Here is a 22,441-nt window from a genome sequence, read left to right on the forward strand (position 1 = left end):
CCGGACGGTCCGCTCCGGATCGCGTCCCGGACGGGCCCCCGGCGGGGGGCCGGGTCAGACGAGGGCGGCGGCCTCCTCCAGGGTGAGGCCGCCGCCCTCGGCGTACGCGGCCCCGTACGCGGCGTCGTCCAGCTCCCCCCGGACCAGCTCCTCGGCGCGTTCCCGGTCCTCCCGCTCGGTAGCCACCGGGACGTGCCCGTCCGGCAGCAGCGCCCGGTACGCGCCCAGCAGCCGGGCGGCGCGCAGCGCCTCCTCACGGCCGCCGAGCCCGGCCCGCGCGCGGGCCGCCGTCACCATGCAGACGGCGGGCAGCTGCGGGGCGACCATGTCGGCCAGCGGGTCCCGGGCGGACTCCAGGGCCTGCCGCAGCGCGCCCAGCGCCTGCTCGTGGCGGCCGTCCTGGTTGTCCAGCCAGGCCACCGTGGCGAGCAGGTAGCAGTCGAAGACGGCGTACGCGCCCATGGCGAACTCCTCGCGCAGCTGCGTGATGTGCGCGCGGGCCTCCGCGATGCGGCCCCTGCGCCCCAGGCACACCGCCATGAACAGATGGGCGGCCGGCATCGCCTCGTTGCCGTAGCCGCGGGGCACGCCGCGCAGCACGTCGGTGAGCAGCTCCTCGGCCTCGGCGTGCTGCCCGCTCTCCACCAGCACCCCGGCCATGCGCACCCGCAGCACCGTCACCTGCGAGGGCGCGCCGAGCCGCTCCGCGTACCGGATCGCCGCCCGGAAGTCCTCGGCGGCGAGCGCGTACAGGCCGCGCTTCTCGCGGGCCTCCGCGCGGGCCGACAGGGCCTCCGCGCAGCCCCAGTCGTCGCCGAGCGCGGTGAACAGCGCGAGGCTCTCCTCGGCGTCGCGGGAGGCGTCGCCCGCCCATGCGGCCCGGTTGGCGAGCACGTTCGCCCGCAGCTGCAGGGCGCCGGCGAGCTCCCAGCGGTAGTCGAGGGCGCGGGCGGTCTCGACGGTGGCGTCGATGGTCCGGCGCAGCATTTCCGGGTCCCCGCCGATCATCACCGCGTAGATCCACAGCGAGCCGGGGGCCCGGCAGGTCTGCGGCAGGCCCGGCCGGTAGGCGGCCAGGACGCCCTCGATCAGCGGGCGCACCTCCGGCGAGTTCCAGTTCTCGCTGTTCTGGTCCCGCGCGGCGAGCTGGAGGAGCCGGATGCCGCGCCAGGCCTCGGTGAGCGCCTCCCCGTGGTACGGCGGCGGCGTGTCGGCGATCCGGTCGTGCACCGGCCCGGCGGGGGCGACGGGCGCGCGGAAGGGGTCGGGGCCGAGCTCCGCGACGGCGTTCGCCCAGTGCCGGCACTCGGCGCGGAGGTCGTGCATCTGCCAGTACCAGACGAGGCAGTGCACGAGGCACAGCGCCTCCCCGGCGTCCCGGGCCGCGACGGCCCGGCGCAGCGCGCTGCGGATGTTCTCGTAGTCGGCCGCGAGCCGCTCCCCGGCCTCCCGCTGCCCCGCCCCGCGCAGCAGCGGCTCGACGGCCCGGGCGAACTCCCGGTAGTGCACGAGGTGCCGCGCCTCGGCGGCCTCCGCCTCCCCCGCCTCGGCGGAGAGCCGCTCCCCGGCGTACTCGGCGACGGTCTCCAGCATCCGGTACCGCATGCCGCCGGGCCCGGGCGCGGCGATGACGAGCGACTTGTCGACGAGCGACCCGACGACTGAGGCGACGTCCCCGGTACGGACGACGACGCGCCCCCGCCCGCCGGCACCGGCGGCGGGTGCGGCTCCGCCGGCACCGGCCGCGGGGGCCCCCGCCGGGAGCGGGCCGGCGGCACCGGGCACGGCCCGGCCGAGGGTGTGCCCGGCCGCATCCACCGGCCCCGGGACGGACGCGTCGTGGGGGGTCGCGGCCGGCGGCGGCGGGGGCTCGGGGTCGGCGCAGACGGCTTCGGCGGCGGGAAGGTCGCAGCCGCCGGCGAAGACCGACAGGCGGGCGAGGACCCGGCGTTCCGCCGCGTCGAGGAGCTCCCACGACCAGTCGACGACCGCGCGCAGCGTCTGCTGCCGCGGCAGGACGGTGCGCGCCCCGCCCGTCAGCAGCCGGAACCGGTCGTCCAGCCGGTCCGCGATCTGCCGGAGCGTCAGCAGCCGCAGCCGCGCCGCCGCCAGCTCGATCGCGAGCGGGAGGCCGTCCAGGCGCCGGCAGATCTCGGCCGCCGCGCCGGGGTCCTCGGCGACGGTGAAGCCGGGGCGGGCGGCGGCGCCGCGGTCGTCGAGGAGCCGCAGCGCGGCGGGGTCCGGCAGCGGCTCCACGGGCCGCAGGAACTCCCCCGGCACGCCGAGCGGTTCGCGGCTGGTGGCCAGGATCCGCACGCCGGGGCAGTGCGTGAGGAGCCGTTCGGCCAGCTCGGCGGCGGCCCCGACGACGTGCTCGCAGTTGTCGAGGACCAGCAGCATCGCGCGCCGGGCGCAGTGCTCGGTGAGGCGGGCGAGCGGCTCGTCGCCCGCCCGTTCGGTCAGGGCCCGCAGCTCCTCCGCGGAGGCTCCGCGGAGCTTGGTCTCGCGGGCGCCGAGCGCGGTGAGGACGGCCTCGGGGACGTCGTCCGGGTCGGTGACGGGTGCCAGTTCGGCGAACCACACGCCGTCGGGCCACCGCTCCCCGCCGGCCGCGCCCGCGGCGTGGGCCTCGGCGGCCTCCTGCGACAGGCGGGTCTTGCCGGCGCCGCCCGGCCCCAGCAGGGTGACGAGCCGGGCACGTCCGAGGTCCGCGCCGATGGCCCGGATGTCCTCCTCGCGCCCGACGAACGTCGTCAGCCGCGCCTTCAGGTTCCCGGGCCGCGCCTCCGGAACGGCCGCGGGCCCTGCGGCCCGCACGGGCTCCCCGCCCGGTACGGGCTCCCCGGCCGCCTCGCCGGGAGGCCCGGGCGGCGGCGCGAGGAGTTCGGCGTGCAGGGCGCGCAGGGCCGGCCCGGGGTCCGCGCCGAGCCGGCCGGCGAGCTCCTGCCGGACCTCCTCGTAGGCGGCGAGCGCCTGCGCCGCCCGCCCCGCGTCGCGCAGCGCGCGGATCCGCAGCGCCTGGAGCGGCTCGTCCAGCGGGTGCCGCCCGCACAGCTCGGCGAGCTCGGGCAGGACGCGCTCCGCCTCGCCGAGGGCGAGGGCCGCCGCGAGCCGCCCCCGCCGCGCGTCGGCCCGTACGGCCTCCCAGCGCGCGGCCTCCGCGCCCGGCTCGGGCAGGTCGGCCAGGGCCGGGCCGCGCCACAGCGCGAGCGCCTCGTCGTACAGGGCCGCCGCCCGCGCCGGATCCCGCTCGACGGCCGCGGCGGCGGTGCGGGCGAGCCGCTCGAAGCGGTACGCGTCGACGTCCTCGCGGGCGGCCGCGAGCGCATAACCGCCCTCCGCGGAACGCACCGCATCCGGCCCCAGCGCCCGCCGCAGCCGCCCGACCAGCGCCTGCAGCGCGGCCGGCCCGTCGGCGGGGGGCCCGCCGGCCCACACGTCGGCGACGAGCAGGTGCACCGGCACGGCCCGCCCGGCCCGCAGCGCGAGCGCGGTCAGCAGGGCGCGCAGCCGCGCCCCGCCGACGGCGACGGGCGTCCCGTCGCCCCGAACGACCTGAACGGAACCGAGGATCGCGTAGCGCACCGCCCCATTGTCCCCACCCCGGCGCCCACCCCCGCCCCGATTTTCCCGCACGGCCCCACCCCGCTCCCGGGGCCTCCTCAGCCCGTCGCGTCCCTGCGTGGAGCCCCGGGCCCCCTCCCCGGCCGCCGGCAGCGGGAGGTAGGTTTCGCGGCATGGTTCATCAGGGGACGCGCAGTGAGCGCCAGGTCAGTTCCGTTTTCCTCGGCATAGTCGCGATCATGGCGGTCACGGGGTGGGCCGTGTGGACGGGCTACTCGCAGAGCGCCGGGCTCGCGGTGTTCCTCTTCGTCACGTCGGCGTGGCTGGTCTCGCTGTGCCTGCACGAGTACGCACACGCCCGGACGGCCCTGCACGGCGGCGACCTCACCGTCGGCGCCAAGGGCTACCTGACGCTGAACCCCCTGAAGTACACGCACGTCCTGCTCAGCGTCGTCCTCCCGCTGATCTTCGTGATCATGGGCGGCATCGGCCTGCCCGGCGGCGCCGTGTTCATCGAGCGGGACCGGATCCGGGGCCGCTGGAAGCACAGCCTGATCTCGGCGGCGGGCCCGCTGACGAACGTGGCGTTCGCCGTCGTCTGCACCGCCCCGTTCTGGCTGGGCGCGCTGGACGGGGTGCCGCAGCCGTTCCGCTTCGCGCTGGCGTTCCTCGCTCTGCTGCAGGTGTCGGCGTCGATCCTGAACTTCCTGCCGGTGCCGGGCCTCGACGGCTACGGGGTCATCGAGCCCTGGCTGTCGTACCGGGTGCGCCGGGAGCTGGCGCCGCTGGCGCCGGTCGGGCTGATCGCGGTGTTCGCGCTGCTGTGGATCCCGGCCGTGAACGCGGTCTTCTTCGACGTGGTGCACGGCGCCCTGTCGGCGCTGGGCGTGCAGGACCTCGACACCTACTGCGGCTTCGAGCTGTACCGCTTCTGGGAGGACACCGAGGGCTTCTGCGCGGCACCCGAGTCCTGACGCCGGGCGGGCCGGCGGGTCAGCCGGCCTGGCGGGCGGCCTTGCGGGCCCGCTCGCGGCGGATGTAGTACCAGGCCATGTTGGAGGACAGGCCGGCCAGCAGCACCCAGACGATGCCGAGGAAGCTGCCCTCCACGAAGGCGACCACGGCCGCCGCCACGGACAGCACGCAGACGAGGAGGGCGAAGACGGCGAGGCGGGGCATGGGATACGTCTCCTAGACGGGGCACGGAACGGCATCGAGCCCCTCCAGTGTCCCCCACACCCCACCCGGCCCCGCGCCGCCACCCCCCACCCCGCCAGGGGCGCCCTCGGTCCTTTTCCCCGTTCGCCGGATCGGGGGCCTCCAGCGCCGCTAGGGTGCGCCCGACGGTGTGTCGCGCATCACGCGCCGCGAGCACAGAGGCAAAACGACAGCCCGGCCCGCTCGGCCCGCCGCAGCGGAAGCGGGCGACTGGGGGGTACGCGTGCAGGAAATCACCAAGGGCGGAAACACCAGCCTGACCGCCCTCAGCGAGGATTCCGGATCCGTGGTGGTCAGCCTGGGCTGGACGAGCGCTTCGGGGGCCGGAGACGCGGACGTCTCCGTCCTCCTCCTCGACGAGGGCGGCAGGGTCCGCAGCGACGGCGACTTCTACTTCTACAACAACCCGGCCGCCGCCGACGGCAGCGTGCAGTTGCTGGGGAAGACGCCGACGGACAGCGGCGACGAGGACCGGATCAGCCTCGACCTCACCGCCGTCCCGCAGGACGTCGTACGGATCGTCGTCGCGGCCAGCCAGTACGGCGACTCCCGCTTCGGCGACCTCGACGACCTGCGGATGACGGTCTCGGACCGGTCCGGGGAGCCGCTCGTCGGCTTCTCCATCGACGACGCCGGCGCGGAGACGGCCTTCATCTTCGGCGAGCTGTACCGACGCGGCCCGGAGTGGAAGTTCCGCGCGGTCGGCCAGGGGTACGAGACCGGCCTCGCAGGTCTGGCCACGGACTTCGGCATCACCGTCGACGACGGTGATGACGCCCCCGTCCCTCAGGCTCTCCCGGTCCCCGCCCCGGTCGGGGCCGCGGTCGCCGCAGCCCCCGCAGCCGTGCGGGCGGCGGCGCCGGCCGCGCCGGCCGCCCCTGCGGCCCCCGCCGTGCCCGCCCTGCCCGTGCAGCGAACGGCCCGCAGCCCGCGGACGACGAAGAAGAAGACCACGCTGCCGAAGGCCGCCGGGAAGTCCCTTGCCGAGGGCGACACCTGGCGGCAGGCCTGCCTGTTCCCGGCGCCGACGCTGAAGAGCGACCGCGAGCGGGAGGTCCGCGCCACCTCGATCCTGCTGTCCGTGATGGCACAGGTCCCCGAGCTGGGCCGCCGACTGACCGCCGGCTTCGGGGCGCCGGCCGGGCGGATGCAGACCTTCACCGAGGTGTCCCTGCCGCACGGCGACACCCCGCGCCGGCCCGACGGGGTGATCCGCGTGGAGCGGGCGGGCCGGATCTGGACCGCCCTGCTGGAGACGAAGACGAACGGCAACCCGCTCAAGCCGGAGCAGGTGCAGGAGTACATGGACATCGCGGCGCGCCGCGGCTACGAGGCGGTGATCACACTCTCCAACGACGTGGCGCTGGACGGCGCCCCGATCGTAGACGTCAAAATCGACGGACGGCGCAAGCACAAGGTCGGCCTGTGGCACCTCTCCTGGGCGGAGGTGGCGCACCAGGCGCAGATGCTGCTCCTGCACGAGGGCGTCGGGAACCCGGCCCACGCCTGGCTGCTGCAGGAGCTCCTCGCCTACCTCCGGCACGAGCAGTCCGGCTGCCACGGCTTCCACAACATGGGGCCGGCCTGGGTGCCCGTACGCAAGGGGGTCGAGGACGAGACGATCTCCGCGGGCGACGAGCGGGCCGTCGGCGTGGTGGAGAGCTGGGAGCGGCTGATCCGCCAGGTGTGCCTGCGCCTCGGCGGCGAGCTGGGGCAGAAGGCGCTGCCCGTGCAGCGGGCCCGGCGCGGCAGCGACCCGCACGCGCGGCGGGTCGCCGCGGCCGAGCGGCTGTGCCGGGAGGGCAGGCTCTTCGCCGAGCTGCGCATCGACGGCACGAACAGCGTGGTCGCGGTGACCGCGGACCTCCGCACGGGCCGGATCCGGACGTCGGCGGAGGTGGCGGCCCCGGAAGGCGCCTACCCGCTGCCGACGGTGAAACGGCTGGTGCGGATCCTCGCGGAGGCACCGGCGGACCTGCACGTCGAGAGCATCGTCGACGGCGACAACGGCCCCCGGGGCACGCTGGAGCGGCTGCGTCCGGAACCGGGCGACCTGCTGCCCGCGAACGGGGCGCCGATCACCGGGTTCCGGCTGACCCTGATCAAGGGCATGGGCAGCGGCCGGGGCAGCGCCGAGACCGGCTTCGTCCGCAGTGTCGACGCCGCGGTGAGCCGCTTCCACAGCGGCGTCCTCGCCCACCTGGCCGGCTTCGAAGGGCGTTCGGGCCGTCGCGGCTGACGGCCGCTGCGGCCGGGCCGGCCTCCCCGGCGGCCGGCCGGGCCGCGGCGGCCGCGGTGGGGTCGGTCAGACGTCGGTGACGCGGAGGGCGGCGTGGGCCTTGTAGCGGCGGTTCGTGGAGATGAGGTTCGCCACGAGCGCCTCGACCTGGTGCGCGTTGCGCAGCCGGCCCGCGAAGACGCCCCGCATGCCCGGGATGCGGGCGGCCAGCGCCTGGACGACGTCGGTGTCGGCGCGGGAGTCGCCGAGGACCATGACGTCCGTGTCGATCTCCGCGACGGACTCGTCCTGGAGGAGGACCGCCGACAGGTGGTGGAACGCGGCGGTGACCCGCGAGTCGGGCAGGAGGGCGGCTGCCTGCTGGGCGGCGCTGCCCTCCTCGACCCGGAGGGCGTACGCGCCCTGCTTGTCGAAGCCGAGGGGGTTGACGCAGTCCACCACGAGCTTGCCCGCGAGGTCCTCGCGGAGGGCTTCGAGGGTCTTCGCGTGCCCCTCCCACGGCACGGCGATGATCACGACGTCGCTGCGGCGGGCGGTCTCGGCGTTGTCGGCGCCCTCCACGCCGAGGCCGATCTCGGCTGCGGCCTGGCGGGCGCGGTCGGCGGCGCGGGAGCCGATGACCACCTTCTGGCCGGCCTTGGCGAACCGGTAGGCCAGGCCGCGGCCCTGGTCGCCGGTGCCGCCGAGGACGCCGACGACGAGGCCGGAGACGTCCGGCAGGTCCCACGGGTCCTTGGCGGGCGCCTTGGCGGGCGCGGGCGGCTTCTGCGTGCTGTCGCTTGAGGTCATGGGGGGAGCGTAGTGCGGGGATCCGCACGGGCGAACGGGTACCGCCCGGCGCGGCCGCCCGGCCCCGGGTCTCCCCGGCGGCCCCCGCCGCTCCCCGCCCCACCCGGACGGCCCCGCGCCGCGCCCCGCGGCCCCTCCTCCGCCCGGCGGTCCGGGGCCCGCCCGGCGGTCCGGGGCCCGTCCGGCCACCCGGGGCGAACCCGGCCGTGACCCGCCGGGCAGGCCCTACGCGCTCGGGCCGCCCCCCTCGCCCGGCTCGCCGTCGCCGGACTTGTCGTTCCACCGGGGGTCGTTCTGCCATTCGAGGTTGCGCTCCTGCGCCGTCTCCATGGCGTGGGCCGCCTCCTCGCGCGAGCCGTACGGGCCGAAACGGTCCTTCGCCGGGCAGTCGGGGCCCTCTTCGACCTTCTTGTGGACCAGGCAGTAGTACCACTCGCCCGGCTTGCCCGTCTGGCGCTTCTTGAACAGGGCCATCGTCCCCGGCTCCTTCCTCCGCGGCCGCGTGCCGCCTCCGTAGCGTCCTGTCTGCCGCCATGCTGCCCCAGGAGCGCTGGATACACTCGCTTGCATGTCTGGCCAGTCGCTGCTCGTACCCGGCGAGCTCTCTCCGACCCGTTCCGTTCCCGGCAACATCCGCCGGCCCGAGTACGTGGGCAAGCCCGCGCCCACTCCGTACACCGGGCCGGAGGTGCAGACGCCCGAGACCGTCGAGGCGATGCGCACCGCCGGCCGGATCGCCGCGCGGGCGATGGAGGAGGCCGCGAAGCTGATCGCCCCCGGTGTCACCACCGACGAGCTCGACCGCGTCGCGCACGAGTACCTGTGCGACCACGGCGCCTACCCGTCGACGCTGGGCTACCGCGGCTTCCCGAAGTCGCTGTGCACCTCCGTCAACGAGGTCATCTGCCACGGCATCCCCGACTCGACGGTGCTGCGCGACGGCGACATCGTGAACCTGGACGTCACCGCGTACATCGGCGGCGTGCACGGCGACAACAACGCCACCTACCTGTGCGGCGACGTGGACGAGGAGTCGCGCCTGCTGGTGGAGCGGACCCGGGAGGCGCTGAACCGGGCGATCAAGGCCGTCAAGCCGGGCCGGCAGATCAACGTGATCGGCCGGGTCATCGAGTCGTACGCGAAGCGTTTCGGCTACGGCGTGGTCCGGGACTTCACGGGGCACGGCATCAACTCGGCGTTCCACTCCGGCCTGATCATCCCGCACTACGACAGCCCGCACGCCACGACCGTCATGCAGCCGGGGATGACCTTCACGATCGAGCCGATGCTGACGCTGGGCACCCACGAGTACGACATGTGGGAGGACGGCTGGACGGTCGTGACCAAGGACCGGAAGCGGACCGCGCAGTTCGAGCACACACTGGTCGTGACGGACTCGGGAGCCGACATCCTCACCCTGCCGTAGCCGGTTCAGGCCTCGGGGACGTTTTACCGACAACGCGTCGGGAACACATTGACTTAGGTTTGCCTAAGCAGGAGGATCGGGCGTGGCGGCCGTGCCGCCACGCCCGGTCCGCCCGTCCCCGGAGGTCTGTCTTGGACGCCTTCTCCACTGCCATCCGCGTCGCGTCGCACGAGCAGCACACCGAGGCCGAGTCCTCCTCCTTCATGGGCGACCTGCTCGGCGGCCGGCTCGGAGTCGACGCGTACGCCCGCTACACCGAGCAGCTGTGGTTCGTGTACCGGGCCTTGGAGGACGCGGCCGAGGCCCTCGCCGACGATCCGGTGGCGGGGCCGTTCATCCGTCCGGAGCTGCTGCGCGTCGCCGAGATCGAGCTCGACCTGGCACACCTGCGCGGCCCGTCCTGGCGCGAGACGCTGGTGGCGCTGCCCGCCACTCGGGCGTACGCGGCGCGGATCGCCGAATGCGCGGCCACCTGGCCCGGCGGGTACGTCGCCCACCACTACACCCGCTACCTGGGCGACCTCTCCGGCGGCCAGATCATCCGCGACAAGGCGGAGCGGGCCTGGGGCTTCGCGCGCAAGGGCGACGGCGTCCGCTTCTACGTCTTCGCGGACATCTCCAACCCGGCCGCCTTCAAGCGCGAGTACCGCGGGCTCCTCGACGCCATCGCCGCGGACGACCTGGAGAAGCAGCGCATCATCGACGAGTGCAAGCGGGCCTTCGACTACAACGGGGCCGTCTTCCGCGAGCTGGGCGCGGAGTTCCCGCTCAGCGCCTGACCGGCTGCGGCGGGGAGTCGAAGCGGACGCGCCCGCCGATCTCGACGGTGCCGTCGGGTCCGGGCGCGGTGAGGATCTGCGAGCCCGCCCCCTGGTTGATGTTCAGGGCGCGGTTCAGCTGCGCCGTCAGCAGGGCGGCGGCCGAGCCGGTGGCCTCGTCCTCGGTGATGGCCCCGTCGGGCCGCCGGGGGAAGCCGCGGGCGCGGATGCGGCCCGCGGCCTCGTCCTCCCACGCCCACGCGTACAGCCAGCCTTCGCCGGGCGGCGGGGCGGGCAGCGCGTCGACCTCGCCGGGGCTCGCGTACTGCTCCGTGCGCTTGCCCTCGACCCACTCGGGGCGGACCGTGATCCAGGTGAACTCGCCGTCGTCGCGGGCCCACACGGTCCCGGCGGGCGGCTGGAGCTCCTCGATGTCCAGCAGCCAGGCGAGCCCGACGAGCGGGTGCCCGGCGAACGCCATGCGCGTGCCCGGGGTGCGGATGTCGACGATCCCGCGCTCGGGGTCGTCGACGAACACCGTCTCGCTGTAGCCGAGTTCGGCGGCGAGCGCCTGCCGCGACGCGTCGTCCGGGCAGGTGCGGCCGTCGCGGACGACGCCGAGCAGGTTGCCGAACCGCCCGTCGCCCGCGCAGAAGACCCTGAGTACGTCGAGATCGTTCACGCGGGCATTCAAACACGGCTCGGCCGCGGGCCGCGCGCCGCCGCCGGGCCGCCCCGGGGCCGGTCACCAGAGCCGGTCGACCGCCCCCGGGTGCAGGGCGATGCGGCTCCCCGCGAAGTCCTCGGGCCTCCCGGTGCGGCCGCCTGCGCGGGGCGGGAAGTAGCCGAGCACCTCCTTGTCGAAGCCCGGCGCGTCCGTGGCGAGGGGCTCCGCCGGCGTGCCGCCCACCAGAACCGCCCCGGGCAGGCGGGTGAACCCGGCCGCCTCGTAGAAGCCGGCGAGCGGCCGGTCGCAGCTGAACAGCACGACGTCCACGGCCGGGTCGGCGGCCAGAGCCGCCCGGGCGGCCGCGACCAGCCGGCGCCCGTACCCGCGGCCGCGCACCGACTCCCGGGTGACGACGGCGCTCAGGCCGGCCGCGCGGTAGGTCCGCCCCGCGTGCCGGAGCCGCTTGTACAGCAGCGCCAGCGACGCGAGGACCGTCCCGGACGGGTCGAGCAGCAGCAGCGCCCGCGGGGCGAGCGCCGGGTCGTGCCCGGAGGCGGCGCCCGGCCAGGCCTGCGCCTCCAGCTCGGCGACCTGAGCGGCGAGCTCCGCGGGCAGCTCGGCCTCCGGCCAGGCGGCGACCACCGCCGTCATGCGGGGATCCGGACGCCCGAGCCGCCGACCCGCACCCGGGGGTCGCCGGGCCGCAGCTCCACCGTCAGCACGCCCGGGCGGCCCATGTCCTCGCCCTGGTGGAGGGTGAGGACCGCCTCCTGCGGCACGAGCCCCAGCTCGCGGGCGTACGCGCCGAAGGCGGCCGCGGCGGCCCCGGTGGCCGGGTCCTCGACGACGCCGCCGACGGGGAAGGGGTCCCGTACGTGGAAGGTGTCCGGGCCGGCCCGGTGCACCAGCTGCACGGTGGTCAGGTCCAGGCGCTGCATCAGCGCCTCCAGCCGGGCGAAGTCGTAGTCGAGGTCGGCGAGGCGCTCGCGGGTGGCCGCGCCGAGGACGAGGTGGCGGGCCCCGGCGAAGGCGATCCGCGGCGGGAGGGCCGGGTCCAGGTCGGCCGCCGGCCAGTCCAGGGCGGCGAGCGCCTCGGCGAGGTCGGCGCCGGCGATCTCCTCGGTGTGCGGCTCGACGCTGGTCAGGACGGCCCGCAGGCCGCCGCCGGTGTCGGAGACCGAGACGGGCACGGTGCCCGCCGGGGTGGCGAAGACCAGCTCGCCCGGGCCGATCCGTTCCGCCAGCGCGACGGACGCGGCGACGGTGGCGTGCCCGCAGAAGGGGACCTCGGCCTTCGGGCTGAAGAAGCGGAGCGTGAAGGCCCGGCCGGGCGGGCCGTCGAGGCCCTGCGGCGGGCCCGTCAGGAACGCGGTCTCGCTGTAGCCCAGTTCGGCGGCGATCCGCAGCATCGCGGAGTCGTCCAGGCCGCTCGCGTCGAGCACGACACCGGCGGGGTTGCCGCCCGCCGGGTCGTCGGAGAAAGCGGTGTAGCGCAGTACCTCGGTCGTCATGCTGTGGCTCAACTGCGGTGCGCCGCGGCGCATTCCCGGCCCGCAGCGCCCCCGGCGGGGCCGACTCAGCCGCGCCCGATGTACGGCATGGCCGTCGCCATCACCGTGGCGAACTGCACGTTCGCCTCCAGCGGCAGCTCCGCCATGTGCAGCACGGTGCGGGCCACGTCGGCGGCGTCCATCACGGGCTCCACCGCGAGCTGCCCGTTGGCCTGGAGGATCCCGGTCTGCATCCGCTCGGTCATCTCGGTGGCCGCGTTGCCGATGTCGATCTGCCCGCAGGCGATCCGGTACGGGCGCCCGTCCAGGGAGAGCGACTTCGTCAGGCCGGTCATGGCGTGCTTGGTCGCCGTGTACGCGACCGAGTGGGGCCGGGGGGTGTGCGCCGAGACGGAGCCGTTGTTGATGATGCGGCCTCCCTGCGGGTCCTGCTCCTTCATCTGCCGGAAGGCGGCCTGCGCGCACAGGAAGGAGCCGGTGAGGTTGACGTCCACGACGCGCCGCCAGTCCTCGTACGCGATGTCCTCCAGGGGAACCCCGCCGGGGCCGAAGGTGCCCGCGTTGTTGAAGAGGAGGTCGAGGCGGCCGTACCGCTCTCGGACGGCCGAGAAGAGCGCGGCGACGTCCTGCGGGGAGCTCACGTCAGCGGGGACGCACAGGACGTCCGCCCCGGGCCCGGCCGCCCGCGCGGTCTCCTCAAGAGGTGCGGCCCGGCGGCCGGCCGCGGCGACGGCCCATCCGGCGCCGGCGAGGGCGAGGGCGACGGAGCGGCCGATGCCGGAGCCGGCCCCGGTGACCACGGCGATCTTCTTGCCAGGTGCGTTCATGGGGCCGCAGGGTACGGCAGGAGCCGGGCGCGCCGGAGGACGTTCCGACAGCTGAGAGCATGGACCGGTCAGGGGTGTGAAAAGACGACGAGAAGACTGGAGTCCGCATGCCGGAGACAGGCCCTGCGACGGCTGCGCACGAGCCGTCGCCGAAGACGCCGCCCGCCGAACCGACCGCTTCCGCCCCCGACACCCGCCAGGCCCCCGCCCCGGGCCCGGACTCCGGCTCCGGATCCGACGCGGCCGCCGTCCCCGCCCCGCGGACGGAAGCCGCGCCCGCGGCGCCGCGCGGCGCCGCGGCCGCCGCCCGCCGCACCGGGCTGCTCGTCATGGTCGTCCTCGGCGGGCTCAGCGCCCTCCCCCCGCTGTCCATGGACATGTACCTGCCGGCCCTGCCGGAGGTCGCGTCCGCTTTGGCCAGCCCCGCCGCCACCATCCAGCTCACCCTGACCGCCTGCCTCGCCGGCATGGCCCTCGGCCAGCTCGTCATCGGCCCGATGAGCGACAAGTGGGGCCGCCGCCGGCCGCTCCTCGCCGGCATGGCCCTGTACGTCCTCGCGACCGCCGTCTGCGCGTTCGCGCCGACCGCCGAGCTGCTGATCGGCTTCCGCCTGCTCCAGGGCCTGGCCGGGGCCGCCGGGATCGTCATCGCCCGCGCCGTCGTCCGCGACCTGTACGAGGGCGTGGAGATGGCGAAGTTCTTCTCCAGCCTGATGCTTATCTCCGGCGTGGCCCCCATCGTCGCCCCGCTCATCGGGGCCCAGGTGCTCCGCTTCGCCGACTGGCGCGGCGTGTTCGTCGTCCTCGCCGCCGTCGGCCTCGCCCTCACCCTGCTCGTGTGGCGCCGCCTCGACGAGACGCTGCCGCCGGAGCAACGGCACACCGGCGGCGTCGGCACCGCCCTGCGGACCATGCGCGGCCTGCTCGCGGACCGCGTCTTCGCCGGGTACGTGCTGGCCGGCGGCTTCGCCTTCGCGACGCTGTTCGCGTACATCGCGGCCTCCCCGTTCGTCGTCCAGGAGATCCACGGGGCCTCCGCGCAGACCTTCAGCCTGCTGTTCGGCCTGAACTCCGTCGGCCTGATCGTCGTCGGGCAGGTCAACGGCAAGCTGCTCGTCGGCCGGGTCAGCCTCGACAAGGTCCTGGCCTGCGGGATCGCCGTGGTCGCCGCCGCGTCCGCCGCGCTGCTGCTGATGTCGGCGGGCGTGTTCGGCCGCGTCGGCCTGGCGCCGGTCGCCGCCGCCCTGTTCGTGCTCATGTCCGCGATGGGCCTGGTCCTGCCGAACACCAACGCGCTGGCCCTGATGCGCACCCCGCACGCCGCCGGGTCGGCGTCGGCGCTGCTCGGCACCTCCTCGTTCCTCGTCGGCGCGGCCGCCTCGCCGCTCGTCGGCATCGCCGGCGAGGACACCGCGGTGCCGATGGCGGCCGTCCAGGTCTGCTGCTCGCTGCTCGCCGCGGGCTGCTTCCTCGGCCTGTGCCGGCCCTGGCGCGGCCGCGGGGCGGCCGCCGCGGCGTGAGCCGGGCACCGGGGGCGCCGTAAACTTCCGAGGTGAACGCCTCCGCCCCCACCACCGCCGAAACCCTCCGGTCCGCGCTGGCCGGACTCCTCGACGGGCTGCCGCCGAAGCAGGCCGCGGCCGCCGTCGAGCGGCTGATCGCCAACTACCGGGGGCGCACCCCCACCGACGCCCCCGTCCTGCGGGACCGCTCCGACGTGGCGGCGTACGCGGCGTACCGGATGCCCGCCACCTTCGAGGCGGTCCGCTCCGCGCTCGCCGGCCTCGCCGACGCCGCCCCGGACTGGACGCCCGGCTCGCACGTCGACGTCGGCGGCGGTACCGGCGCGGCGACCTGGGCGGTCGACGCCACCTGGGACGGCCCGCGCGCGACGACCGTCCTGGACTGGGCGGAGCCCGCACTCGCCCTGGGCCGCGAACTGGCCGGGGCGTCCGGCTCGCCCGTGCTGCGGGGCGCCGAGTGGCGGCGGGCCGTCATCGGCTCGGCCCTCGCCCTCCCCGCCGCGGACCTCGTGACCGTCTCGTACGTGCTCGGGGAGCTCACCCCGGAGGCCCGGCGCGCCGTCACCGCCGAGGCGGCCCGCGCCGGGCAGGCCGTCGTCCTCATCGAGCCGGGCACCCCCGAGGGCTACCTGCGCATCCGGGAGGCCCGCGACCAGCTGATCGCGGCGGGCCTGCACGTCGCCGCGCCCTGCCCGCACGACGGGACCTGCCCGATCGGCGTCGGCGAGGACTGGTGCCACTTCTCGGCGCGCGTCAGCCGCTCCTCCCTGCACCGGCAGGTCAAGGGCGGCTCGCTGCCGTACGAGGACGAGAAGTTCAGCTACGTGGCGGCGACCCGCTTCCCGGCGGAGCCGGCGGCCGCACGGATCACGCGCAAGCCGCAGATCCGCAAGGGCCTCGTCCTGCTCGACCTGTGCGGACCGGAGGGCGAGGGCCTGGTCCGGGCCACCGTGACCAAGCGGCACGGCGACCTCTACAAGCGGGCCCGGGACACCGAGTGGGGCCGGGAGTGGCCCCCGGCCACGGGCTGACGCCCGCGGCCGGGAGGCGGGGGGAGCGGCGGCCCGCGGGCGGACCGCCGCCCTGCCGCCGCCCTGACTACATCCGCAGCTCCTGGGTGCAGCACTTCACGCTGCCGCCGCCCTTGAGCAGCTCGCCCAGGTCCATCGGCACCGGCTCGAAGCCCCGGTCCCGCAGCGGGCGGAACAGTCCGGCGGCCGCCTGCGGCAGCAGGACGTGCCGGCCGTCGCTGACCGCGTTCAGCCCGAGCGCGGCCGCGTCCTCGGCGCCGGCGATCAGCGCGTCCGGGAAGAGCCGCCGCAGCACGGCCCGGCTGCCCGGCGAGAAGGCCTCCGGGTGGTACATCACCTCGTCGCCGTCCAGCACGCACAGCGCGGTGTCGAGGTGGTAGTACCGCGGGTCGACCAGGTCCAGTCCGATGACGGGCCGGCCGAAGAACTCCTGCGCCTCGTCGTGCGAGAGCGGGCTGGAGCGGAAGCCCCGCCCGGCCAGGATCCAGCTGGCCGTGACGGCGAAGTCGCCCTCGCCCTCGTTGACGTGGGCCGGCTCGTGGACGTCCCGGAAGCCGTGCGAGCGGAACCAGGCGCGGTGGATCTCCGCCTCGCCGGTGCGCTCCGCGTGCGCGAACCGGGCGCCGAGGACCCGGCCGTCGATGACGAGGGCGCCGTTCGCGGCGAAGACCATGTCGGGGAGGCCCGGGTCCGGTTCCAGGGTCTCGACGGTGTGCCCGAGGGCGAGGTAGCGGTCCCTGAGGTCTTCCCACTGGGCCATGGCCAGGGGGAGGTCCACCGGTTTCGCGGGGTCCATCCACGGGTTGATGGAGTACGTGACCTTGAAGTGTGCCGGTGGGCACATCAGGTAGCGCCGGGGTGTGGCGTCTCTGCGCAAAGAAGGCTCCTCACGACTCACGGACTGGTGGGTGAATCGTCTCTCCTCCAGGGTCACCGCGCAGTGGACTGACCGAGTGATGTGCACATTGACTGAAAGACGAGACGTTCCGGTTGGTAATTTGTCCGAATGACCAGCAAGAACCCTGACGCGAAGGCCCCCGACGCGAGCCGCCGCAGCGAGCGCTCCCGGCGGGCCATCCTCGACGCGGCGCTCGCCCTGGTCGGCGAGGTGGGCTACAACAGGCTGACCGTCGAGGCGATCGCGGCCCGCGCGGGGGTGGGCAAACAGACGATCTACCGGTGGTGGCCCTCGAAGGCGGCCGTCCTGCTCGACGCCTCGCTCGCGCTCTCCGGCGACGCCGCGGACGGGGGCGGCTGGACAGGCTTCCCCGACACCGGCGATCTCGCCGCCGACCTGAAGACCGTCATGCGGGCGACGGTCGACGAACTGTCCGACGACACGTACGCGGCCCCCGCGCGCGCCCTCGCGGCCGCCGGAGCCACCGACCCCGAGCTCGGCGCCCGCTTCACGGAGCAGCTGCTGGAACCCCAGCTCGCCCTGTACGAGGCACGACTGCGATCCGCCCTCGAATCCGGGCACATCGACCCCGGTACGGACCTCCGGGTGGCCGTCGAAATGCTGGTGGCCCCCCTCACGTACCGCTGGCTGCTGCGCACGGGCCCCCTCACCCACGCCTTCGCGGACGAGGTCGTCGACCGCGCCCTGGCGGGCATCGCCACGGCCCGGGAACCGGACTGACGGGGAGGGGGTGGCGAACGTCACCGACGCCGCCGCCCACATCCCCCGGCCTACGAATGGCCGGATTTAAGCCGCTATGTGGCGACATTCCGGGTGCCGAGCGGGGACCCGTCCTTGGGGAGAGCGGTCACCCGGACCGCAGGATGGTGGGACGATGTCAGGGTCTGCCGGGGCCAACGCTGAGGTGAGGGGATAGATGGGGTCTGAGTCCGGCCGCGTCAAACGCGGCGAGCAGAGCAGGATTTCGCAGTGGCTGCGCCGACGCCCGAAGTCCGCACCGGAGGACCCCGGCCGCGTACGCGAGGCACTCCTGCTCTCCGCGGCCGCGGCGGGCCTGCCGCTCTCCCCCGCCGCCCACCCGGTCGGCTACCGGTGCTCCTGCGACCGGATCGGCTGCCCGACCCCCGCGCGGCACCCCCTCTCCTTCGCCTGGCAGACCCAGTCGACCACCGACCGGGCACAGATCGAACGCTGGGCGCGCAACCAGCCCCAGGCCAACTTCATCACCGCGACCGGCATGGTCCACGACGTCCTGGACGTCCCCCTGGAAGCCGGCGCCAAGGCCCTCGAACGCCTCCTCGCCGCCGGCATCGACGTCGGCCCGGTCGCCGAGTCGGGCGGCACGGGCGACCAGGCCCGCATGCTCTTCTTCACCGCCACCCGCGGCACCCCCGAGGACGAGGACGAGTGGTGGCCGTGCGAACTGGACTGCCACCCGGAAACGATGGACGAACACCCGGGCCTCCGCTGGCACTGCCGCGGCAGCTACGTCCTCGTCCCCCCGGCATCTCTCCCCGGCGACCAGGCGGTCACCTGGATCCGCGGCATGGAGCACCCCCTCCCGGACCCGCTGACCCTCTTGGAAACCCTGACGGACGCCTGCGCAGAACACGCCACGACCCCGGCAACGGCCTGGCCCCTCCACCACTGACTGCCGACGGGGGCCAACCCAGCCCCGCCGGCCAATCCAGCCCCGCCGGTGTTTGAGGCGCGGGGCCCAATCCGGCCCCGCCGGCGTTCGAGACGGGGGGCCCAATCCAGCCCCGCCGGCGTTCGAGACGGGGGGCCCAATCCAGCCCCGCCGGCGTTCGAGACGGGGGGCCCAATCCAGCCCCGCCGGCGTTTGAGGCGCGGGGGTCCGGGGGCGGAGCCCCCGCAACGGGTCCGGGCAGAGCCCGGGAAACGGAGAAGGGGCGGGGCGGGGAGCCGGCTCCGCGCAGCGGCAACCCTCACCCGCCCCCCGCCCCCGGCACCGGCACCGGCACCCCGTCAGTGGATCTGCGTCACGACGACGTCGAGCGCCCACGCCCGCCCGCCCCGCGCAGGGGCCTCCCCTTCCACCACGTACCCCAACTCCCGCAGCACCTCGACCAGCTCCGCCGGCCCCGCCGGCTGAACCCCCGCGACGAGCAGATCCCGCACCAGCCTCCCTTTGGTCGCCTTGTTGAAGTGGCTCACGACAGCCCGCTTCTCCACCCCGTCCACGACCTGCGAGTGCAGCACCCGCACGGTGGCGGTCCTCTCGGCGAGCTCTCCCTTCGGCTTCCAGGCGGCCGCGTACGCCGCCGACCGCAGGTCGAGTACGAGCCCGTCCCCGGCGGCTTCCGGCATGGCCTCCGCCATCGGCTCCCGCCAGTACGCGCCGAGCGCGCCGAGCCCGGGCAGCTTGACCCCCATGGAGCACCGGTAGGACGGAATCCGGTCGCTCACCCGTACGGCCCCCCACAGCCCGGAGAAGACGAGCAGAGACCGCTCGGCCCGCGCCCGCGCCGCGGCGGGCAGTTCCCCGAGCCCGAGCGCGTCGTACAGCACCCCGGTGTAGAGCTCGCCGGCGGGCAGCGCGGCCGCGGTCCGCAGTCCGGCGTTCTTCGCGACCTCCCCGCGGAGCCCTTCGCTGAGCCCGAGCACCTCGCGCGCCTTCAGCTCGTCCCCGGCGCACAGGTCGACGAGCTCGGCGAGTACGGCTTCGCGCGCCGCGGCCAGTCCCGGCAGCGACAGCGTTCCCGCGTCCATGGGTGCGCCGGTCCCGCCGGCGGCCTTTCCCTCGGACGGCGGCAGCAACACGAGCACGGCGTATCTCCTCAGACCAAAGCGAAAAGGGGGGGTGCGGCCCCGCCCCAGCGTAGACGGCTCGCCGTGCCGCCCCCGCCGTCCGGCCCTACGCTCGATCCATGCCACGCCGTCATCTGCACATGACCGGCGCAGACGGGGCTGCCCTGCGGGCGGCGCTGCGCGACCTGCGGACCGGGCTGGACGTGCCGCGGGAGTTCCCGCCACCGGTGCTGGCCGAGGCGGAGCAGGCCGTACGGACGCCCCGGCTCCCGGACGAGGACGCAACCGACGTCCCCTTGTTCACGATCGACCCGCCGTCCTCCCGCGACCTGGACCAGGCGATGCACCTGGCGCGCCGAGCCGGCGGCGGGTACGCCGTCCACTACGCGATCGCCGACCCGGCGGCGTTCGTCACTCCGGGCGGGCCCGTCGACGCGGAGGCGCACCGCCGGGTCACGACCCTGTACTTCCCGGACGGGCGGATCCCGCTGCTTCCGCCTGCCCTGTCCGAGGGCGCGGCGAGCCTGCTGCCGGGCCAGACGTGCCCGGCACTGCTGTGGCGGCTGGACCTGGACTCGGCGGGCCGCGTGGAGCGGACGACGATCCGCCGGGCCCTGGTGCGCAGCCGGGCCCGCTACGACTACGACGGCGCCCAGCAGGCGATCGACTCCGGCACGGCCGAAGAGCCCCTGACCCTCCTCCGCGAGGTGGGCCGCCTCCGAGAGGAGCAGGAACGCGAGCGGGGCGGGGTGTCCCTGAACGTGCCCGAGCAGGAGATCGTCGCGCACGACGGCTCGTACGGCCTGGCCTACCGCGCGCCGCTGCCCGTGGACGGCTGGAACGCGCAGGTCTCCCTGATGACGGGCATGGCGGCCGCCGACCTGATGCTGGCGGCCGGGACGGGCGTCCTGCGCACCCTGCCGACGGCTCCGGACGGTGCGGTGGGCCGGCTGCGGCGCGCCGCGCAGGCGCTGGGGATCGACTGGCCGCACCACGTCCCGTACGCCGAGCTGGTCCGCTCCCTGGACGCGCACCGTCCGGCGCACGCCGCGTTCCTGCAGGAGTGCACGGCGCTGCTGCGGGGCGCCGGGTACACGGTCTTCACGGGCGGCGCGCCCGCCGGCCCGGTCGTGCACGCGGCGGTCGCGGCGCCGTACGCGCACTGCACCGCTCCCCTGCGCCGGCTCGCCGACCGCTACACGGGCGAGCTGTGCCTGGCGGCGGCGTCGGGGGCCGGGGCGCCGCAGTGGGTGCTGGCGGGGCTGGAGGAGCTGCCGCGCCGGATGGCGGGGGGCATGCGCCTGGCGAACACGGTGGAGCGGGAGTGCGTGGACCTCGTGGAGGCGGCCGTGATGAAGGACCGCGTCGGGGAGGCCTTCGACGCGGTGGTGATCGACGTCGACGACCGCGACGCCCGCTCCGGGACGGTCCACCTGGCCGAGCCGGCGGTCGTCGGCCGCGTGGAGTCCCCGACCGGCGACCTGCCGCTGGGCGACCGCATCCGCGTCCGCCTCACCCGCGCGGACCCCGGCTACTCGAAGATCCTCTTCACCCCTGACGGGGCGGCGTGACCGCGGCGCCGCGCAAGGCCGCGACGACGGCGCCAGGATCATCGGCGTGGAAGCGCAGGAGCCGGGCCTCGCCCCGTGCACCCAGCGGCCGGGTGAACCCGACGGCCCGGGAGAGTTCGACGGTCACGGTGGTCTGGCCGCCGACGATCAGGTCGAGCACCCCGTCCCCGGACAGGCTCACCAGCCGGCCCTCCGGGTAGCGGCGGTCGACGCGGGCCGAGGCGATGGCGTCCGCCGGGACGGCCAGGTCGAACAGCGCACCGTAGCGCAGCCGCAGGCTTCCGTCGGGGCGGACGACGTGCGGCCGGGTCACGCAGGCGGCGTGCATCGCCAGCAGCAGCGCCACCCCGTACACGTCGAGGACGAGCACCACGCGGTGCACGGCAGGCCAGGGGATCAGCAGGGCGAGCACCGCGGTCTCAACGACCGAGACGAACACCATGCCGTACATCATCGCGGTCTGCGGCCCCGTGTACGCGGCGGGCAGGTCGCCCGCGGCGACGCCGTGAGGCGGGCGGCGCAGCATCCACCGCACCAGGGAGGCCCCGGCCCGCAGCTCGTGCAGCAGCAGCCGGCGCGCGGCGGCGGGGACGGCGGCCCGCACCGCCGCCCGCAGGGCCTCGCCCGGTACGGCTCCGCGGGCGCGCTCGGCGGCGTACAGCGACCGCAGCACCCACGCCTCCAGCAGCAGGGCGGCGGCGACGAGGACCTCGCAAGCGGCGAGCACCGCCGCGGGCGGGCGGACCCCGGCGGCGACGACGAGGACGAGCAGCAGCTCGCCGGGTATGACGACGGCGGCCGCGAGGCGCGCGGCCCGCACCCGGCTCACCGCCGGCCCCGCCGCACGAAGGCCTCCATCACTCGCCGTACGACCTCCGCCTGGGCGGGGGCGTACTCGGCGAGCAGCGCCTCGACGACGGCGGGCGCGACGGCGCCGGTCCCCCCGTCTCCCGGGATCGCGTCGAACACGGCGTCCGGCACCGCCGCGACGAGCGCGTCGGCCAGCCCCGGGATCCGCGGGTCGTCGGGCGGGGCGTCGGCCAGCTCGTCGAGCCGCTCGTACAGCGCGAGGACGGCCGGGTCGGCGGCGATCGGCCCGAGCGCCGCGTACACGTCGGCGCCGCCCTCGCCGGCCGTGTCGAGGAGGGTGAGGAGCTCGCGGTCAAGGGCGGCGGACGGCGAACCGGTGGCCGGCGCCTTGGCGAACAGGTCGGCGAGCGCGGGCGACACGGGCTCGGTCGCGCCGGGCGGCGCGGCCCGCAGCGCGGCGAGCCGGCTGCGGCGTTCCCGGATGTCGGCCTCCTGGCGGGCGAGGTCGGCGTCGAGCTCCTCGAGCACCTCGGCGAGGTCGCGCCCGGCATCGTCCGCGAGTACGTCCCGCACTTCGTCGAGGCCGAGCCCCAGCTCGGTCAGCCGGCGTACGCGCGCCAGCAGGACGGCGTCGCGGACGGTGTAGGTCCGGTATCCGTTGGGCAGCCGCACCGGCTCCGGGAGCAGGCCGACATGGTGGTAGTGCCGGATCGCCCGGGTGGTGAGCCCGACGAGCGCGGCGATCTCTCCGATCCGCATGCCGTCCAGTAGAAACCCTGCCGTTGCGGCAAGGTCAAGCGGCGGCGCGGGGCC

General features: G+C 75.5%; 21 protein-coding genes. 9 read left to right on the forward strand and 12 right to left on the reverse strand.

The genetic code is table 11. The features are described from left to right. Positions 1–54 precede the first annotated feature (54 nt). Positions 55–3,585, reverse strand: coding sequence for an AfsR/SARP family transcriptional regulator (locus IE170_RS20045; protein WP_189810787.1), 3,531 nt, complete (start codon positions 3,583–3,585; stop codon positions 55–57). Between the two features lie 152 nt (positions 3,586–3,737). On the opposite strand from IE170_RS20045, the gene IE170_RS20050 reads away from it, so the two are divergent. After that, positions 3,738–4,538, forward strand: coding sequence for a site-2 protease family protein (locus tag IE170_RS20050; RefSeq protein WP_189810788.1), 801 nt, complete (start codon positions 3,738–3,740; stop codon positions 4,536–4,538). Between the two features lie 19 nt (positions 4,539–4,557). On the opposite strand, the gene IE170_RS20055 is transcribed toward IE170_RS20050, so the two are convergent. Further along, the gene (locus IE170_RS20055) at positions 4,558–4,743 is read right to left on the reverse strand and encodes a hypothetical protein (RefSeq protein WP_114057351.1); all 186 of its coding nucleotides are present in this window, start codon (positions 4,741–4,743) and stop codon (positions 4,558–4,560) included. A 262-nt stretch (positions 4,744–5,005) separates the two neighbouring features. Between IE170_RS20055 and IE170_RS20060 the strand changes: the two genes are divergently transcribed. After that, a complete protein-coding gene (locus IE170_RS20060; protein ID WP_373299021.1) occupies positions 5,006–7,021 on the forward strand; it encodes a TerD family protein in 2,016 nt (671 codons plus the stop codon). Positions 7,022–7,087: 66 nt separating this feature from the next. On the opposite strand, the gene npdG is transcribed toward IE170_RS20060, so the two are convergent. Next, the gene (npdG, locus tag IE170_RS20065) at positions 7,088–7,810 is read right to left on the reverse strand and encodes an NADPH-dependent F420 reductase (protein WP_189810789.1); all 723 of its coding nucleotides are present in this window, start codon (positions 7,808–7,810) and stop codon (positions 7,088–7,090) included. A 225-nt stretch (positions 7,811–8,035) separates the two neighbouring features. Next, positions 8,036–8,284: a hypothetical protein gene (locus tag IE170_RS20070; RefSeq protein WP_189810790.1), complete on the reverse strand. Its 249-nt coding sequence runs from the start codon at positions 8,282–8,284 to the stop codon at positions 8,036–8,038. Positions 8,285–8,378: 94 nt separating this feature from the next. Between IE170_RS20070 and map the strand changes: the two genes are divergently transcribed. Together map and IE170_RS20080 are read left to right on the forward strand one after the other, a co-directional pair. Next, positions 8,379–9,236, forward strand: coding sequence for a type I methionyl aminopeptidase (map, locus tag IE170_RS20075; RefSeq protein WP_189810791.1), 858 nt, complete (start codon positions 8,379–8,381; stop codon positions 9,234–9,236). A 131-nt stretch (positions 9,237–9,367) separates the two neighbouring features. After that, positions 9,368–10,015, forward strand: coding sequence for a biliverdin-producing heme oxygenase (locus IE170_RS20080; protein WP_189810792.1), 648 nt, complete (start codon positions 9,368–9,370; stop codon positions 10,013–10,015). Here the strand turns inward: IE170_RS20080 and IE170_RS20085 are convergent. The 4 genes from IE170_RS20085 to IE170_RS20100 all read right to left on the reverse strand — a co-directional run bounded on the left by IE170_RS20085 (position 10,005) and on the right by IE170_RS20100 (position 13,002). Further along, positions 10,005–10,676: a PhzF family phenazine biosynthesis protein gene (locus IE170_RS20085; protein WP_189810793.1), complete on the reverse strand. Its 672-nt coding sequence runs from the start codon at positions 10,674–10,676 to the stop codon at positions 10,005–10,007. The genes IE170_RS20080 and IE170_RS20085 overlap by 11 nt on opposite strands. Before the next feature lie 63 nt (positions 10,677–10,739). After that, positions 10,740–11,315, reverse strand: coding sequence for a GNAT family N-acetyltransferase (locus IE170_RS20090; RefSeq protein WP_189810794.1), 576 nt, complete (start codon positions 11,313–11,315; stop codon positions 10,740–10,742). Continuing rightward, complete coding sequence (locus tag IE170_RS20095; protein WP_189810795.1) at positions 11,312–12,175, reverse strand: PhzF family phenazine biosynthesis protein; 864 nt, start codon at positions 12,173–12,175, stop codon at positions 11,312–11,314. The genes IE170_RS20090 and IE170_RS20095 overlap by 4 nt, the downstream gene beginning before the upstream one ends. A 65-nt stretch (positions 12,176–12,240) precedes the next feature. Further along, positions 12,241–13,002, reverse strand: a complete 762-nt coding sequence (locus IE170_RS20100) for an SDR family oxidoreductase (RefSeq protein WP_189810796.1) — start codon at positions 13,000–13,002, stop codon at positions 12,241–12,243. 107 nt (positions 13,003–13,109) lie between these two features. Between IE170_RS20100 and IE170_RS20105 the strand changes: the two genes are divergently transcribed. Further along, positions 13,110–14,522, forward strand: a complete 1,413-nt coding sequence (locus IE170_RS20105; RefSeq protein ID WP_189810797.1) for a multidrug effflux MFS transporter — start codon at positions 13,110–13,112, stop codon at positions 14,520–14,522. Between the two features lie 32 nt (positions 14,523–14,554). Next, complete coding sequence (locus IE170_RS20110; protein WP_189810798.1) at positions 14,555–15,556, forward strand: small ribosomal subunit Rsm22 family protein; 1,002 nt, start codon at positions 14,555–14,557, stop codon at positions 15,554–15,556. 67 nt (positions 15,557–15,623) lie between these two features. Here IE170_RS20110 and ddaH read toward each other — a convergent pair whose 3' ends face one another. Then, positions 15,624–16,520, reverse strand: coding sequence for a dimethylargininase (gene ddaH / locus IE170_RS20115; RefSeq protein ID WP_373299022.1), 897 nt, complete (start codon positions 16,518–16,520; stop codon positions 15,624–15,626). Positions 16,521–16,562: 42 nt separating this feature from the next. On the opposite strand from ddaH, the gene IE170_RS20120 reads away from it, so the two are divergent. Both IE170_RS20120 and IE170_RS20125 read left to right on the forward strand, forming a co-directional pair. Beyond that, complete coding sequence (locus IE170_RS20120) at positions 16,563–17,195, forward strand: TetR/AcrR family transcriptional regulator (RefSeq protein WP_189810800.1); 633 nt, start codon at positions 16,563–16,565, stop codon at positions 17,193–17,195. A gap of 196 nt (positions 17,196–17,391) precedes the next feature. Continuing rightward, on the forward strand, positions 17,392–18,126 hold the full coding sequence (locus IE170_RS20125; RefSeq protein WP_189810801.1) for a bifunctional DNA primase/polymerase: 735 nt from the start codon (positions 17,392–17,394) through the stop codon (positions 18,124–18,126). Between the two features lie 338 nt (positions 18,127–18,464). Here IE170_RS20125 and yaaA read toward each other — a convergent pair whose 3' ends face one another. Continuing rightward, positions 18,465–19,265: a peroxide stress protein YaaA gene (gene yaaA / locus IE170_RS20130; RefSeq protein ID WP_189810802.1), complete on the reverse strand. Its 801-nt coding sequence runs from the start codon at positions 19,263–19,265 to the stop codon at positions 18,465–18,467. 101 nt (positions 19,266–19,366) lie between these two features. Between yaaA and IE170_RS20135 the strand changes: the two genes are divergently transcribed. Beyond that, the gene (locus IE170_RS20135; RefSeq protein ID WP_189810803.1) at positions 19,367–20,818 is read left to right on the forward strand and encodes an RNB domain-containing ribonuclease; all 1,452 of its coding nucleotides are present in this window, start codon (positions 19,367–19,369) and stop codon (positions 20,816–20,818) included. Here the strand turns inward: IE170_RS20135 and IE170_RS20140 are convergent. Together IE170_RS20140 and IE170_RS20145 are read right to left on the reverse strand one after the other, a co-directional pair. Next, complete coding sequence (locus tag IE170_RS20140; RefSeq protein ID WP_189810804.1) at positions 20,796–21,647, reverse strand: hypothetical protein; 852 nt, start codon at positions 21,645–21,647, stop codon at positions 20,796–20,798. The two genes, IE170_RS20135 and IE170_RS20140, sit on opposite strands and share 23 nt — an antisense overlap. Continuing rightward, positions 21,644–22,387 (reverse strand): MerR family transcriptional regulator, encoded by a 744-nt coding sequence (locus tag IE170_RS20145; protein WP_189810805.1) that lies wholly within the window; start codon positions 22,385–22,387, stop codon positions 21,644–21,646. The genes IE170_RS20140 and IE170_RS20145 overlap by 4 nt, the downstream gene beginning before the upstream one ends. Between the last annotated feature and the right edge of the window lie 54 nt (positions 22,388–22,441).

The sequence above is a fragment of the Streptomyces toxytricini genome, assembly GCF_014649915.1.
GTDB lineage: Bacteria > Actinomycetota > Actinomycetes > Streptomycetales > Streptomycetaceae > Streptomyces > Streptomyces toxytricini.